This window comes from uncultured Tenacibaculum sp. (genome assembly GCF_947504135.1).
Classification (GTDB): Bacteria; Bacteroidota; Bacteroidia; order Flavobacteriales; family Flavobacteriaceae; genus Polaribacter.
Genome location: NZ_CANNGG010000003.1, coordinates 235,046 through 250,522 on the forward strand (window position 1 = coordinate 235,046; position 15,477 = coordinate 250,522).

General features: G+C 32.2%; 14 protein-coding genes. 11 read left to right on the forward strand and 3 right to left on the reverse strand.

Annotated features, from left to right (window positions below; translation table 11 throughout):
• The first annotated feature begins 210 nt into the window (after positions 1–210).
• The 4 genes from Q0663_RS07380 (at position 211) to Q0663_RS07395 (ending at position 4,525) form a co-directional block, all read left to right on the forward strand.
• Positions 211–2,772: an ATP-dependent Clp protease ATP-binding subunit gene (locus Q0663_RS07380; RefSeq protein WP_299008826.1), complete on the forward strand. Its 2,562-nt coding sequence runs from the start codon at positions 211–213 to the stop codon at positions 2,770–2,772.
• Positions 2,773–2,954: 182 nt separating this feature from the next.
• A complete protein-coding gene (locus Q0663_RS07385; protein WP_299009649.1) occupies positions 2,955–3,503 on the forward strand; it encodes a methyltransferase dimerization domain-containing protein in 549 nt (182 codons plus the stop codon).
• A 287-nt stretch (positions 3,504–3,790) separates the two neighbouring features.
• Complete coding sequence (locus Q0663_RS07390) at positions 3,791–4,288, forward strand: DUF2975 domain-containing protein (protein WP_299008828.1); 498 nt, start codon at positions 3,791–3,793, stop codon at positions 4,286–4,288.
• A gap of 3 nt (positions 4,289–4,291) precedes the next feature.
• A complete protein-coding gene (locus tag Q0663_RS07395) occupies positions 4,292–4,525 on the forward strand; it encodes a helix-turn-helix transcriptional regulator (RefSeq protein ID WP_299008831.1) in 234 nt (77 codons plus the stop codon).
• 175 nt (positions 4,526–4,700) lie between these two features.
• On the opposite strand, the gene hutH is transcribed toward Q0663_RS07395, so the two are convergent.
• Positions 4,701–6,206 (reverse strand): histidine ammonia-lyase, encoded by a 1,506-nt coding sequence (gene hutH / locus Q0663_RS07400; protein WP_299008835.1) that lies wholly within the window; start codon positions 6,204–6,206, stop codon positions 4,701–4,703.
• A 165-nt stretch (positions 6,207–6,371) separates the two neighbouring features.
• On the opposite strand from hutH, the gene Q0663_RS07405 reads away from it, so the two are divergent.
• Complete coding sequence (locus Q0663_RS07405) at positions 6,372–7,760, forward strand: TlpA disulfide reductase family protein (protein ID WP_299008838.1); 1,389 nt, start codon at positions 6,372–6,374, stop codon at positions 7,758–7,760.
• 83 nt (positions 7,761–7,843) lie between these two features.
• On the opposite strand, the gene Q0663_RS07410 is transcribed toward Q0663_RS07405, so the two are convergent.
• Positions 7,844–8,644: a TIGR00266 family protein gene (locus Q0663_RS07410; RefSeq protein ID WP_299008841.1), complete on the reverse strand. Its 801-nt coding sequence runs from the start codon at positions 8,642–8,644 to the stop codon at positions 7,844–7,846.
• A 42-nt stretch (positions 8,645–8,686) separates the two neighbouring features.
• Positions 8,687–9,163, reverse strand: a complete 477-nt coding sequence (locus Q0663_RS07415) for a DUF4442 domain-containing protein (RefSeq protein WP_367171439.1) — start codon at positions 9,161–9,163, stop codon at positions 8,687–8,689.
• A gap of 133 nt (positions 9,164–9,296) precedes the next feature.
• Here Q0663_RS07415 and Q0663_RS07420 point away from each other — a divergent pair, with 133 nt between their 5' ends.
• The 6 genes from Q0663_RS07420 (at position 9,297) to Q0663_RS07445 (ending at position 15,379) form a co-directional block, all read left to right on the forward strand.
• The gene (locus tag Q0663_RS07420; protein WP_299008843.1) at positions 9,297–9,725 is read left to right on the forward strand and encodes a DUF4870 domain-containing protein; all 429 of its coding nucleotides are present in this window, start codon (positions 9,297–9,299) and stop codon (positions 9,723–9,725) included.
• 16 nt (positions 9,726–9,741) lie between these two features.
• Positions 9,742–10,086 carry a PadR family transcriptional regulator gene (locus Q0663_RS07425; protein ID WP_047789417.1) on the forward strand — a complete coding sequence of 115 codons (345 nt, stop codon included), beginning with the start codon at positions 9,742–9,744 and terminating at the stop codon, positions 10,084–10,086.
• Complete coding sequence (locus tag Q0663_RS07430; RefSeq protein WP_299008846.1) at positions 10,079–12,052, forward strand: PspC domain-containing protein; 1,974 nt, start codon at positions 10,079–10,081, stop codon at positions 12,050–12,052. The genes Q0663_RS07425 and Q0663_RS07430 overlap by 8 nt, the downstream gene beginning before the upstream one ends.
• A gap of 19 nt (positions 12,053–12,071) precedes the next feature.
• Positions 12,072–12,578, forward strand: a complete 507-nt coding sequence (locus tag Q0663_RS07435) for a nuclear transport factor 2 family protein (protein ID WP_299008849.1) — start codon at positions 12,072–12,074, stop codon at positions 12,576–12,578.
• 167 nt (positions 12,579–12,745) lie between these two features.
• Complete coding sequence (locus Q0663_RS07440) at positions 12,746–14,206, forward strand: potassium/proton antiporter (protein WP_299008852.1); 1,461 nt, start codon at positions 12,746–12,748, stop codon at positions 14,204–14,206.
• Between the two features lie 405 nt (positions 14,207–14,611).
• Positions 14,612–15,379 carry an MBL fold metallo-hydrolase gene (locus Q0663_RS07445; protein ID WP_299008854.1) on the forward strand — a complete coding sequence of 256 codons (768 nt, stop codon included), beginning with the start codon at positions 14,612–14,614 and terminating at the stop codon, positions 15,377–15,379.
• Positions 15,380–15,477: the final 98 nt, after the last annotated feature.

Here is a 15,477-nt window from a genome sequence, read left to right on the forward strand (position 1 = left end):
TTTCTAAAACATTGCAAGATACTACAACCCTCAGTTTTACACAAAAAATACTCCTATTGTTTTAAGATACTTATTAACAATTTCACAAGGTTTTAATGTTTAAAATCTCGTATTTTACTCGTCAAAATGTCAGAAAAAAACTATTGGCACCTTTTTTGTAATTTTTTAAGAAAAAAACTTACTAACTTTACAAAGACAGAAAATAAATTTATGGACGATAATTTTTCACCACAGGTTAGAGATGTGATTACTTTCAGTAAAGAAGAGGCCTTACGACTAGGACATGACTTTATTGGAACAGAGCATCTTTTGTTGGGTTTGATTAGAAAAGGTGATGGAAAAGCCATTGAAATATTAACAACTTTTGATGTTGATTTAGATTTAGTGCGTAATAAACTAGAAAAACTAAATCCGACAACCCCATCTTTTTCAAGCCCTCAAAGGAAGAGCTTACACCTTACCAGACAAGCAGAGAAAGCTATAAAAACAACGTTTTTAGAAGCTAAATTATACCAAAGCAATGCTATTGACACTGCTCATTTATTGTTATGTATTTTACGTAACGAAAATGACCCTACAACAAAACTACTTCAAAAGTATGATGTAGACTATGAGCAAGCAAAAAGCTTATACAAAGAGTTACATGTTGATGACGACACGTACATCTCTCCTATAAGTGAAACGCCTTCTGAAGATGAATTTGCTGACGATAAAACAAACCCTTACGGGCAACAACCTCAAAAAGGAAAACAAGTTAAAAAATCTAAAACTCCTGTTTTAGATAACTTTGGGCGTGATTTAACAGCTTTAGCCATTGCAGGTAAGCTAGACCCTGTAGTAGGTCGTTTAAAAGAAATAGAACGCGTTTCTCAAATTTTAAGTAGACGAAAAAAGAACAACCCAATGCTAATTGGTGAACCAGGTGTTGGTAAATCTGCCATTGCAGAAGGATTAGCGTTGCGTATTGTTGACAGAAAAGTATCTCGAATTTTATTCGACAAGCGTATCGTTTCTTTAGATTTGGCTAGCTTAGTTGCAGGAACAAAGTACCGTGGTCAGTTTGAAGAACGTATGAAGGCGTTAATGAACGAGCTAGAAAAGAATGATGACATCATTTTATTTATTGATGAGATTCATACCATTGTTGGTGCTGGTGGAGCAACAGGTTCGTTAGATGCATCTAACATGTTGAAACCTGCTTTAGCACGAGGAGAAATTCAATGTATTGGTGCCACTACTCTAGATGAATACAGAACCAATATTGAAAAAGACGGTGCATTAGAGCGTCGTTTTCAAAAGGTAATTGTTGATCCTACTACAGTAGAAGAAACTATTCAAATTTTACACAACATCAAAGGGAAATATGAATCACATCATCATGTTACCTTTACTGATGAAGCTATTGAAGCTTGTGTAAAATTAACGAACCGTTATATGACCGATCGTTTCTTGCCAGACAAGGCAATTGATGCGTTGGATGAAGCTGGATCGAGAATTCATATCACCAACATTGTGGTTCCGCAACAAATTTTAGAATTAGAAGCAAAACTAGAAGAAATTAGAGGACGCAAAACCAAAGCGGTAAGCGGACAAAAGTATGAAGAGGCTGCAAAGCTTCGTGATGACGAAAAGAATATAGAAACAGCCTTAGAATCTGCACAACACCAATGGGAAGAAGATTCTAAACTACATAGAGAAACTGTTACTGAAGATAATGTAGCTGAAGTAGTATCAATGATGACAGGAATTCCTGTAAATCGTGTTGCTGAAGCGGAAAGTAGCCGTTTAGCAGAATTACCTCAATTAATAAAAGGTAAAGTAATTGGTCAAGATCAAGCCGTTACCAAAGTAGTAAAAGCTATACAACGTAACCGTGTTGGATTAAAAGATCCTAACAAACCAATTGGTTCTTTTATCTTCTTAGGTTCAACTGGTGTTGGTAAAACACAGTTAGCTAAAGTACTAGCACGTGAGTTATTCGACTCTGACGATTCTCTAATTAGAATTGACATGAGTGAGTACATGGAGAAATTCGCCATTTCTCGTTTAATAGGTGCACCTCCAGGATACGTTGGTTATGAAGAAGGTGGACAACTAACTGAAAAAGTACGTCGTAAACCTTATTCTGTAATATTATTAGATGAGATTGAAAAAGCGCATCCTGATGTATTTAACATGTTATTACAAGTGTTAGATGATGGACATATAACAGATAGTTTAGGTCGTAAAATAGACTTTAGAAACACCATTATTATTATGACTTCAAATATTGGAGTTCGTAAACTTAAAGATTTTGGTGGTGGTGTTGGTTTTGGAACTGCTTCTAAAAAAGAGCAAGAAGATGCACACGCTAAAAGTATTATTGAAGGTGCTTTAAAGAAATCGTTTGCTCCTGAATTCTTAAACCGTATTGACGATGTTGTAATCTTTAACTCATTAGAGCGTGAAGACATTCATAAGATTATTGATATTGAATTAGACAAGTTACTAAAACGTATTGATGATTTAGGTTACAAACTAAACTTAAGCGAGAAAGCTAAAGATTATATTGCCGATAAAGGTTTTGACAAACAGTATGGTGCTCGCCCATTAAAAAGGGCTATTCAGAAATACATTGAAGATGCATTAGCTGAAGAAATTGTAAACTCAAAACTAAACGAAGGTGACGCTATCTTCATGGATTTAGATGAGAAAGACAAAAAACTCATCATTACAATAGAAAAAGGCGAAAAACCTAAAGAGTCTAGAACAGAAATAGACGAAGACAATTAAAAAATAAAAATCCCGAGCACTAAAGTACTTGGGATTTTTTTATTCCCTTGATTTTCCCTCATTCATAAAATAGTTTGATTAATCCCTAATAATTGAGCTTAACTTAATCCAAAGATTAATTATTAACCACAATAACCAAACTATGAACTCTACTACTGAAAATCAAATTACCCTCAAGAATCATAGAATTAGGCATGGGATTTTGGACTTCCAAAACCTTACTTAACGCTGTTAAAATGGGGTTGTTTACACATTTAGCCAATGGCAAACTATCAGGAAAAGAAATCCAAGAGAAACTCAAGCTTCACGACAGATCTCTTTTCGATTTTCTTGACACCTTGGTTGCCTTAGGTTTTTTAAATCGTTCTGGATTAAAAGAAAATGCTACTTATAGTAATTCTGAAGACTCTAACTTATTTTTAGACAAAAACAAACCCAGCTATATCTGTGGTATTTTAGAAATGTCTAACAACCGATTGTACCCTTTTTGGAATAATTTAGAGGAAGCTTTACTAACCGGAAAACCACAAAACGAAACAAAAAATGGTGGTAAACCGCTCTTTGAAGCGATTTATGCCGATGAAAACAGGCTCCGAGAATTTATACATGGAATGTCTGGTGTTCAGATAGGAAATTTTATGAAGTTAGCTCGTGATATTGATTTTTCTAAATACAACACCAGAATGATGCATTTAACAGGACCTGCAAGCGCCATTATTGCCGTTAAATAATTTTAAAACTAAAAAATCTCATACTAGAACAAACCAAAACAGCATAAAAACACTGAGAATAAAAAACCTAAGTAACCGCTTAGGTTTTTTTTAGTATATTGAACTCTCAAAATTGAAAAAAGAATAAATTGCTAAAAATTCCGCATATACTTCTAGATAAGCCGTATAATAGTAATTTTATTACGTATGTAAACTAGTTAGCCACAAGTTGACAAAACATCGTTTATCATAATTTTATTATTGTTTTTCAATAATTATTGTATATTTGAATAATTAAATCTACAAATATGAAAAAAGCAATATTATTTAAAACACTTGTTGACATACTTTACATTCTACATTTTATTGGACTAATTGGAATAATATTTATAATACCTTTCGGAACTGTCAATATTAACCAAGTAAATATGAGTGTAGAAGATTGGAGTTTATTTTATTGGTCAATATTTATTGTAAGTCTATTTGCTTATATAATATTTTTAAGAGGTCTGTATTTTTTGAGAAAAATGGCAAGGTTCTTATTAACGAACAAATATTTTTCCGATAACACTATAGAAAACTTAAAAAAATCTGGAAATAATTTTCTTTACACTGGAATTATATCATTTGCTCTTATTGTTGTTTTATGGATAAGCAAACTAACTGGAGGAAAATTTGAATTGATATATGATAACAATCTATTAATCCCTTTGTTTTTATCCATAATCGGAATGTTTTTTATCATTCAAAGTAATGCTCTGAATTTGGCAAAAGGAATGAAAGAAGAGAATGAACTAACAGTTTAATTTATGGCAATTATAATAAATCTTGATGTTATGCTAGCCAAAAGGAAAATGAAAAGTAAAGAACTTGCAGAAATAATTGGAATTACAACTGCTAATATTTCGATTTTAAAATCTGGAAAAGCAAAAGCAATTCGATTTTCGACATTAGAATCTATATGTAAGGCTCTTGAATGTCAACCTGCTGACATATTAGAATATTCTGAAAATGAAATAAAACCAGTGGCTAACAACGTATAACAACAATTGCGGCTTTGTGTCCTGCGGACACAACCGCGCAAGCATAAAAGTCGGTAATTTTAGCTATCTTAGTTTTTAACCAATCCGCAACTGATTGTTATACAAAACCGTTAAAAAACGAAAAAACTCCAACTGCAAATTACAGTTGGAGTTTTTTTATATCATTTATTGTTTCTTAAAACAACTCTTCTACTTCAATAGTTAAGTTATTAATAAAACTTTCTGCATTTTTAATATCGTTATGCAATACTCTATCGTCATTCACCATAGGTACATCTTCTCTAAACATCTCTACAAAAGAAGCTAAAAACTCAGAAGTATTATGTTCTCTAAAAGACAATCCTTGTGAAGCATTCATCAACTCAATAGCCAATACCGAGCATACATTGTCAATTACCTTTTTAGCTTTTACAGCTGCATTTGCTCCCATACTTACGTGATCTTCTTGTCCGTTACTCGATACAATAGAATCAATACTCGATGGTGTACAGAATTGCTTATTGGCACTTACAATACTTGCTGCTGTATACTGCGGAATCATAAATCCACTATTCAATCCTGGGTTAGAAACCAAGAACGCTGGCAATCCGCGTAATCCAGAAATTAACTGATAGGTTCTTCTTTCAGAAATATTTCCTAATTCAGCAATCGCAATTGCTAAATAGTCTAAAGCTAACGCTAACGGTTGTCCGTGGAAATTTCCTCCGGAAACAATAATATCTTCATCCACAAACACATTTGGATTATCCGTTACCGAATTAATTTCAGTCACAAATGTTTTCTTTACAAACTCTAAAGTATCCTTCGTTGCTCCGTGAACTTGCGGCATACACCTAAACGAATACGGATCTTGCACGTGCTCTTTAGGTTGCGCGATCAACTCACTTCCTGCTAACAATTCAGAAATACGTTTTGCTGTAGCTAACTGTCCGTTGTGTGGACGCACTAAATGAATTAACTCATTAAAAGGCTCTATTCTTCCGTCAAAAGCTTCTAACGAAGCAGCTCCAATAACATCTGATAAGTACGATAATTTATACGCTTTTAATAAATTGTGCACTCCGTAAGCACTCATAAACTGAGTTCCGTTTAACAAGGCTAATCCTTCTTTAGATTGTAGGTTGATTTTCTCCCATCCAAACTTTGCTAATAACGCTTCTCCTGAAATTCGCTCTCCATCAACATATACCTCTCCTAAACCAATTAACGGTAACGATAAGTGTGCTAACGGAGCTAAATCTCCTGATGCCCCTAACGAACCTTGGGTATAAACTACTGGAAGAATATCGTTATTGTAAAAATCTATCAAACGATCAACTGTTGCTAATTGTACACCTGAATGTCCGTAGCTTAACGATTGAATTTTTAACAACAACATTAGCTTTACAATATCTTGAGGTACTTCATCACCTGTTCCACAAGCATGACTCATTACTAAGTTTTCTTGTAACTGTTGTAAATTATCTCCGCTAATTTTCACATTACACAACGAACCAAATCCTGTATTAATTCCGTAAATAGGATCGCTATGTGTTTGCATTTTCTCATCAAGGTACGTACGACATTTTTGTATCTTTTGTCTTGATTCTTCTGATAATGAAAGTTTTTTATTTAGTAATACAATACTATGAACATCTTCTAAACCTACTGGTTGTGAACTTATTATATGTGTAGTATCCATTTTAATATTTTTGAGGTGTACAAATAACCTAAAAAAAGATAAATTTTCAAGATCTTTTCTTATAAAAAAGTAGTAGTTTTTAAATTATATGTTAATTTCTTTGATTAAAACGTTAAAAAAAGTAACTTCGACGCCTTGAACACCATATATATTAAACGATAGAGAATGAAAAAACTAGTACTTTTAGCCCTCATAGGAGTTACCATAATTTCATGTAAAAAAGAGGAACCACCTGTAAAAGACTATCTGATTTTAACTGGTAAAGTTGAAAATTATAAGAAAAGAGATGTTACTTTATCTGGCTTTAATTTTGAAAAAAAGATAAAGTTTGACAAACAAACAGGCTCTTTTATTGATACAGTCAAAATTGATAGAGATGGTTATTACACCTTATTTTTCAGTAAAACACCTATTAACTTATACCTAACAAAAACAGAAGATGCTGGTTTAGTTTTTGACTATAAAAATGCAGACATTGTTAACTTTGAAGGTTCACATGCAAACATTAATAGTTATTTATTAGAAAAAAGAAAAACTTGGTTTGAAGTGCTAGAAAATGCGAATAAATACTTTGTTTTAGACGAAGAAAAATTCTTAGAAAAAACTGATGAGTATAAAGACGCAGTAACTGAACTTTCTATTTCTAAACAATTACCTGCCGATTTCTTAAAGCAAGAAGTTAAAAATATTGATTACGAATGCTTAAGAAACTTATATAACTACACAGATTACCATATTACATTAACGGGTAATAAAGACTTTAAAGTTTCTGAAAACTTTCCTGACCCTCTAGAGAATTTCAACTTTAGTAATGATAACGATTATGTACATTCTTACTTCTACAGAACTATGTTAGAAGATGAGCTTAACAAAATAGCTAAAGAAAAGAATAAAGAAGGTGAAGATTTATACTTAACTTATTTAGAGACTGTTCATACAGAAGTAACTGACACAATCGCTAAAAATGATTTACTATATAAAAGTGCCCAAAACAGTATTACGTACACCAGTGACTTGAAAGAGTTTTATAGAAAGTTCATGGCGTACTCTACTAATGAAGCACATAAAAAAGAAATTACCAAAGACTACGACCTTTTAAAAACCACTGCAAAAGGGCAACCTGCTCCTAAATTTAAGGATTACGTTAATTATAATGGCGGTACAACCTCTATGGATGATTTATTAGGTAAAGGTAAGTACTTATACATTGATGTTTGGGCTACATGGTGTGGTTTTTGTAAAAGAGAAATTCCTTTATTAAAAAGATTAGAGCAAGAATACCACGGTAAAAACATTGAGTTTGTAAGTATTAATGTTGATGAAAAAGACAATGAGAAAAAATGGAGAGAGACTATTCAAGATAGAGAAATGACAGGAATACAATTAATGGCAGGTGATAGCCACTTACGCTTAGAATGGGCTCAAAACTTCTTAATAAAGGGATTACCTAGATTTATTATAGTTGATCCTGATGGAAATATTATAAGCCCTAATGCTCCTGCACCTTCTGAAGGAGAAAAATTAATCAACATGTTTGATGAATTAGGTATATAAATTTATCTACAACATAAAATAACAAAGACCGCTAATTTTTATTAGCGGTCTTTGTTTTAGTTTATATATTAATTTCAAAAACTCTAATACCTATTATCTCCATCTAAAAGATCTCCTAAACCACCTAAAACACTTCCTTCTCCTCTATCACTTTTTCCTGTTTGAGGTGCCAAAGCCAATACTCTTCCAGCTAATCGACTAAACGGTAACGATTGAATATATACGGTACCTGGGCCTTTAAGAGTTGCAAAGAACAAACCTTCACCTCCAAATATGGTGTTTTTTATTCCGCCTACAAACTCAATATCATAATCAACGTCTTGCGTAAAACCTACAATACAACCTGTATCAACTTTCAAAACTTCACCTGGTTGTAATACTTTCTTTGCCATCGTACCTCCAGCATGTACAAATCCGATACCATCACCTTCCATCTTTTGCATAATAAAACCTTCTCCACCAAACAACCCTCTGCCTAAACGTTTTGAAAACTCAATTCCTATAGAGACCCCTTTAGCAGCACATAAAAAAGCATCTTTTTGACAGATAAACTTTCCACCAAATTCAGTTAAATCGATTGGAACAATCTTTCCTGGATATGGAGAAGCAAAAGAAACTTGTTTTTTTCCTTGACCTTCGTTCGTAAACACCGTCATAAACAAACTTTCCCCTGTTAAAATTCGTTTTCCTGCAGAAAAAATCTTTCCCAACAAGCCTTTCTCCTGATTTGAGCCATCTCCAAAAATGGTATTCATTCCTACACCAGAATCCATCATCATAAAGCTACCACTCTCGGCAACTACCCCTTCTTGCGGATCTAATTCTATTTCTACATACTGCATTTCTTCTCCAAAAATGCGATAATCTATTTCGTGTGCATTCATATTTTTTAGTTTTATCTATTAGACATCAAAAACTGTAATTTGTTACGATTTTACTTTCAAACTCCATTCGTATTCAAATTTCGATACCGAAATTCCTTCCTTATTAAAACCTTCTGCAGCAACAATTACTGTTTGTCCTTCACCTGTTTCAATCGCTTTTTGAATCGTTTCTCTTATTAATTGCCCTTGGTTGCATTCAAAACGAATTTTTCCTGTTGCCTTTTTGGTAAAAGTCCCATTCATATTGGTTACTAACATCGAAATTTTTCTATTTGACGCTGCAATCTCTTTCATTACTAAAACTCCTGTAGCTAATTCAGACGCCATACCTTGCACTGCCCAAAACATCGATTTAAACGGATTTTGATTTACCCATTTGTAGGTAACTTTTACCTCAGCAGTATCATCAGTAAGTGATTTTAAACGTACTCCAGTAAAAAAAGCTGCCGGTAATTTAAAAAATAAAAAAGCATTAACTTTTCTAGGTGTAAACTTCATTTTTTCAGTATTTACAGGCAATGTACGGCTTTTTATTCAATTAAATCACGAAACTCAAATGTTAAATTTTATTAATTTTTAGTACTATGCATTGCATAATACCTTCTAAAAGATATATATTTGCATTGTAAAGTATTATATAATTCATTTTATTATGCAACACAACAATCAAAATACCAATGCCTTTTTAATACATATATCTGCATTTGCAGGATATTTATTTCCACTAGGAAGTATCATTACTCCTTTAATCTTATGGCAAACTTTAAAAGAGAGAAGTGCATTTTTAGATGAACACGGTAAAGAAGCCGTAAACTTTAATATTAGTTTCGGGTTATACATTTTTATAGTTAGTGCTTCTTTTATACCGTTCTTATTTAGAAATATATTCCACGGATTTAATGGAATTGACATCGACTTTGGAGGGCATCATGGCTATGGAGGGATATTTGGCTTTTTGGGTTTTGCTTCGTTAGCAGGACTTATAGCACTGATAAAAATAGCATTGATAATTATCGCTGCTATGAATGCTAATAAAGGCGAACAATATCACTACCCTTTTACAATAAAATTTATAAAATAACCATAAATCGCATTACATGAAGATAGAAAACACAAAAGCGCAAATGCGTAAGGGTGTTTTAGAATATTGCATCTTATCAATCTTACAAAAAGGAGATGCTTATACCTCTGAGATACTCTCTAACCTTAAAAGTGCAGAAATGATTGTGGTTGAAGGAACCATATATCCGTTGCTTACCCGCTTAAAAAACGCAGGATTATTAAGTTACAGATGGGAAGAATCAACCTCTGGACCTCCAAGAAAATATTACGTACTCACCGAAAATGGCGGAATGTTCTTGAAAGAATTAGACAAAACATGGCATAATTTAGTAAATGCAGTAAACCAAGTAACAAGTACAAAATCAACTAAAGATGAATAAGACAATAAATATAAACATAGGCGGATTTTTCTTCCACATAGATGAAACTGCCTATCAGAAATTAAAACGATACTTAGACGCTATCGCTCGTTCGTTAAGTGATGATCCGCAAGGAAAAAACGAAATCATTGCCGATATCGAAGCACGTATTAGTGAATTATTATCAGAAAGAATTACAGACGCTCGCCAAGTAGTAAATGAAAGCGATATTGAAGAAATCATTGCTATCATGGGACAACCTGAAGATTATGCTGAAGCTGAAGAAGCGTATAGCGAAAACACTTCTTACAACTATAAAAAAAACACTGCTAGCAAAAAAATGTTTAGAGATGGTGACGATAAGTTTTTAGGAGGAGTTTGTTCTGGACTTGGACACTATTTTAATATAGATGTTGTTTGGATTCGTTTAGCTTTCCTTATTTTAACCTTAGCTGGTTTCGGTTTTGGAATCATCGGATATATCATTTTATGGGTTATTCTACCTGAAGCTAAAACGACCTCTGAGAAATTACAAATGGAAGGTGAAGCCGTAAACATTGATAATATTGAAAAAAAAATTCGTAATGAGTTTGAAAACTTATCATCAAAGGTAAAGGAAGGCGCCCATGATTTATCGGATAAAATTTCGAATGCTGATTACCAAAAGCTACGTAACCAAACGAAATCAGGATTACAAGATTTTTTAGACACAATGGGTAAAATCTTACTAACATTATTCAAAGTGTTCGGTAAATTCATGGGCGTTTTATTAATTTTCATTGCAGGTATTACCATCATTTCATTATTATTAGGTTTATTCTCTGTAGGAAGCTTAGAAATCTTAAATTTTGATGGAGACATGGTTCAATACCCACCATTCTTCTACGATTCAGTAATGCCTAAATGGTTATTAATGACCTTCTTGTTTTTCTTAATCGGTATTCCTTTTGTAGTCTTATTTATTTTAGGGTTACGAATTTTATCTCCGAATATTAAAAAATTAAGCACTGCTACTATTTTAACCTTGTTCGGTTTATGGTTAATCTCATTATTAGCAATAGGCTTTACAGGAATAGAGTTTGCTACATCTCATGCTTATGATGGTACACATGTTACTAAACATAGTATTACCTACAATCAGCAAGAACCATTAAAGATTCGAGTTGTTAACGATGATAACATTCATTATCTACATAATTTACGAAATCGTGATAACGCTATGTTGGTAAATGTTGACGATAAAGAATTAAAGTATTCTAACAATATTAATATTGATGTTCGTAAGAGTGAAACTGGCAATGCATATATCGAAATTAAAAAAACATCAGAAGGAAGAAAGCGCAATGATGCAAACAATAATGCAGAAGCTATTCAGTACAACTTTAAAACAGCAAACAATACTATTGTTTTTGATGCCTTTTTTATTAGCGAATACAAGAACATGTGGAAAGATGAAGAAATTGATGCTATTTTATACATCCCTGAAGGTACAACTGTATATTTTGAAGGTTCGTCTCGTAACTTTTTAGATGATGTAAAAAATGTTCAAAACGTATACGATCGTGATATGGCCAATCATCATTTTAAAATGACTTCTAAAGGTTTTGACTGTTTAGATTGTGATGAAGAAGATAATAATAATGAAAATTCTGACGATTGGGATTCTGATAACGATGATGAAGTAAGTTTTTTATTTGACAGTACAATTAATGATGCAAAAGCTGAATTTATCATTTCTAAAAAAACTACTGAAGATGAACTTAACAAATTAATTAATTGGTTTGAAGATCGTAAAAACATAAACATAAACGTTGTCAGTTCTAAATTCAATAACAACAGAACAATTGATAAACTTGTTTTAGAAATAGACTGTAACGATGGACATGCAGGTACTATTACAATCGCTAACAACACACTAGATAACATCTCTAAAGGTTTCCGTAGATTGTATGATGAAGAGGGAGAATTAGCTTTTAAAACTTGGTAATCTCATAAACTGAAAAACTATGAATGATTTATTCGACTTCTTTTTTAAAGGTAACTTCTTCATGAAAATAGTTACACTACTCTATACCTTATTGCTATCATGGGTAATGAACGGACAAGTACAAGAAATTCCAGATTACAAATCTGTTGATATTAAGTTACACAACGAAATTGTAAAAATGGATAGTATATACTTTAACGCTTACAATACTTGTGACATGAAAACACAAGCCGATATTTTAAGTGATGATATTGAGTTTTTTCATGACAAAGGAGGTTTATCTACTTCTAAAAGTGAAATTATAGCTGCTACAAAAAAGAATATTTGCAACAAGGTTAAACGCATATTAATTGAGGGAAGTATAGAGGTATATCCCATAAATAAATATGGTGCAGTGCAAATCGGATATCATAAGTTTTTCAACAATCAAGAACCAGATGCTAAATCGGTTCCTAGCAAATTCATTGCTATCTGGAAAAAAGATAATAATAAATGGCAAATGACAAGAATTATTAGCCTTCATTAAAATATAGTTGACACTAACAACATTAGTTCATTGGTTAGCTAACTCCGATGACACTAATACTTGGTTTTATTAGTTAAGCCAAAGCTATACAGCTTTGGCTTTTTCTTTATATTAACCCCAATAATAAAAATACGAAAACCTATATATTTGTTTAAAACATTCCTTGCATGAATTTAACCATTGAAAATATTTTATTAATAGGGTCGGTTTTACTTTTAATAAGTATTATAGTTGGAAAAACATCGTATAAATTTGGGGTTCCTACTCTTTTACTGTTTTTAAGTATTGGAATGCTTGCTGGATCTGATGGTGTTGGTGGTATTATTTTTGACGACCCTAAAGCTGCACAATTCATAGGTATTGTTTCTTTAAATTTTATTCTATTTTCTGGAGGTTTAGATACAAATTGGAAAGCTGTTAAACCTATATTAAAAGAAGGATTGGTACTCTCTACTTTAGGAGTATTACTTACCGCTGTTTCTTTGGGTCTCTTTGTATGGAATATTACCAATTTTACAATTTATGAAAGCTTACTACTAGGTGCTATTGTTTCTTCTACCGATGCTGCTGCAGTATTCTCTATTTTACGCTCTAAAAACTTAGCGTTAAGAGAAAATTTACGTCCTACTTTAGAGTTAGAAAGTGGTAGTAACGACCCAATGGCTTACGTACTAACCATAGCTTTTTTAACGTTGGTTACCCATCAAGATCAAAGTTTAACCTCTATAATACCGTTATTTTTACAGCAAATGGTATTTGGTGCTATTGCTGGTTTTTTATTTGGAATGCTTAGTAAAAAAATAATAAACTCAATAAAGCTTGACTTTGAAGGGTTGTATCCTGTCTTGGTTATTGCTCTTATGTTTATTACTTTTTCTTTTACCGATTTTATAGGCGGTAATGGCTTTTTAGCTATTTACATTTGTGCTGTTTACTTAGGAAACCAAAACTTAATTCATAAAAAAACGATCTTAAAAATGTTTGATGGATTAGCTTGGTTAATGCAAATTGTACTATTCTTAACCTTAGGATTACTTGTTTTTCCTTCACAAATTGTTCCTTACATAGGTATTGGACTTGTTATTTCTCTCTTCTTAATTTTTATTGCTCGCCCGGTGGGAGTTTTTATTAGTTTACTTTTTTTTAAAATGAAGCTAAGAAGACGTTTTTATATTTCGTGGGTTGGTTTACGTGGCGCTGTTCCTATAGTATTTGCTACCTATCCACTTTTAGCAGGTATAGATAAAGCCAATATTATTTTTAACATTGTATTTTTTATATCGGTTACTTCTATTTTAATACAAGGCACAACACTTAGTATTGTTGCAAAATGGTTAAATGTTGCTTTACCTGAAGAAACAAAGAAACTGAGTGCTACAGATATGCTCTTAGAAGAAAATCCAAAAGCTTTAATGCAAGAAATTACAATAACAGAATCATGTAAGTCAGCAAACAAAAAAATTGTAGAATTAGATTTCCCTAAAAACGCCATTATAGCTTTGATAAAAAGAGATGGTAACTATATAACTCCTAATGGTTCAACTACGATAAATGCTGCTGACATTTTAATTGTTCTTGCTGATAAGCCTACTATTTTTAAAGAAATTAACGAAAGCCTTAAAAATTAATAATACTGTTTTCAGAGGTTTTAAAACACGCTAAAGGGAAACAATTGTCTTTTTAAATAACGGAACTGTAAGAGGATATTACACAAATCAGGAAAAATCAAGAAACCTTAAGTTCTAAAAGACAGCCTTTTTTTGATTTACTTGAAAAGTATAAACGTTACAAAACCTTATCGAAGCTTCTAAAAAAAAGAATTTGATAGTGTTACAAAATCTCCTGATAAATTATACAACCTGCTATTTGTTTACAAACCCGAATGGATACAAAATATTCCTCAATATCATTTAGCATCATACTTAAACGTAACACCAGAAACGTTAAGTAGAATTAAAAAACGTATTTCTTGATTTGAATCAATGAAAATAGATAGTGTAAAAAAGACATTTGCATAACTAAAAAATTATACAATGTTACACATACATCAAATAAGAAATGCCACTATAATTATTGAGACCGAAAAAGAGGTTATACTTGTAGATCCTATGTTAGGTAACCAAGGAATTATGCCTCCGTTTACACTATTTAGACATAAAACTAGAAAAAACCCAACTGTTCCACTTCCAAAAAGTGCTCATTCACTACTTAATAAAGTAACTCATTGTTTAATTACTCATCAACACCCAGATCATTTAGATAATGCTGGCGTGCAATTTCTAATTAAAAATAATATTCCTGTTACCTGTAGTGTAAAAGATGAAAAGGCTTTTAAAAAACGAGGATTAAACATTGTACAAAGTTTAAAATATTGGGAGAAACAACCTTTTTTAGGTGGAGTGATTGAAGGAATACCTGCCAAACATGGTTACGGATTTGTCGCAAAACTTATGGGAAATGTTCTCGGTTTTTACATACAACTACCTAACCAAAAATCTATTTACCTCAGCTCTGATACTATTTATACTGACGCCGTTCATAAAGTACTGACTAATTATAAACCAAATATTAATGTATTAGCCTGTGGAACAGCTCAATTTGATGTATTCAAAAACCTTATCATGAACGTAGACGATATCATCAAGTTTGTTAAAAACTCACATGGCTTGGTTATAGCAAATCACATGGAAGCTATAAACCACTGTCCGTTAACTCGAAAAAAACTTAAAGAAATATTGATTCAAAACAATCTAGAAGAAAAAGTTGCCATTCCTGAAGATGGGGAGTCTGTATACTTTTAAATCACTTCAAAATTAAAGAACTCTACATTGAATAATGTGAGGTTTTAAATTACTCTTGGTTTACTAAAAACTCTAAAAGCTTGTACACCAAAACAAAG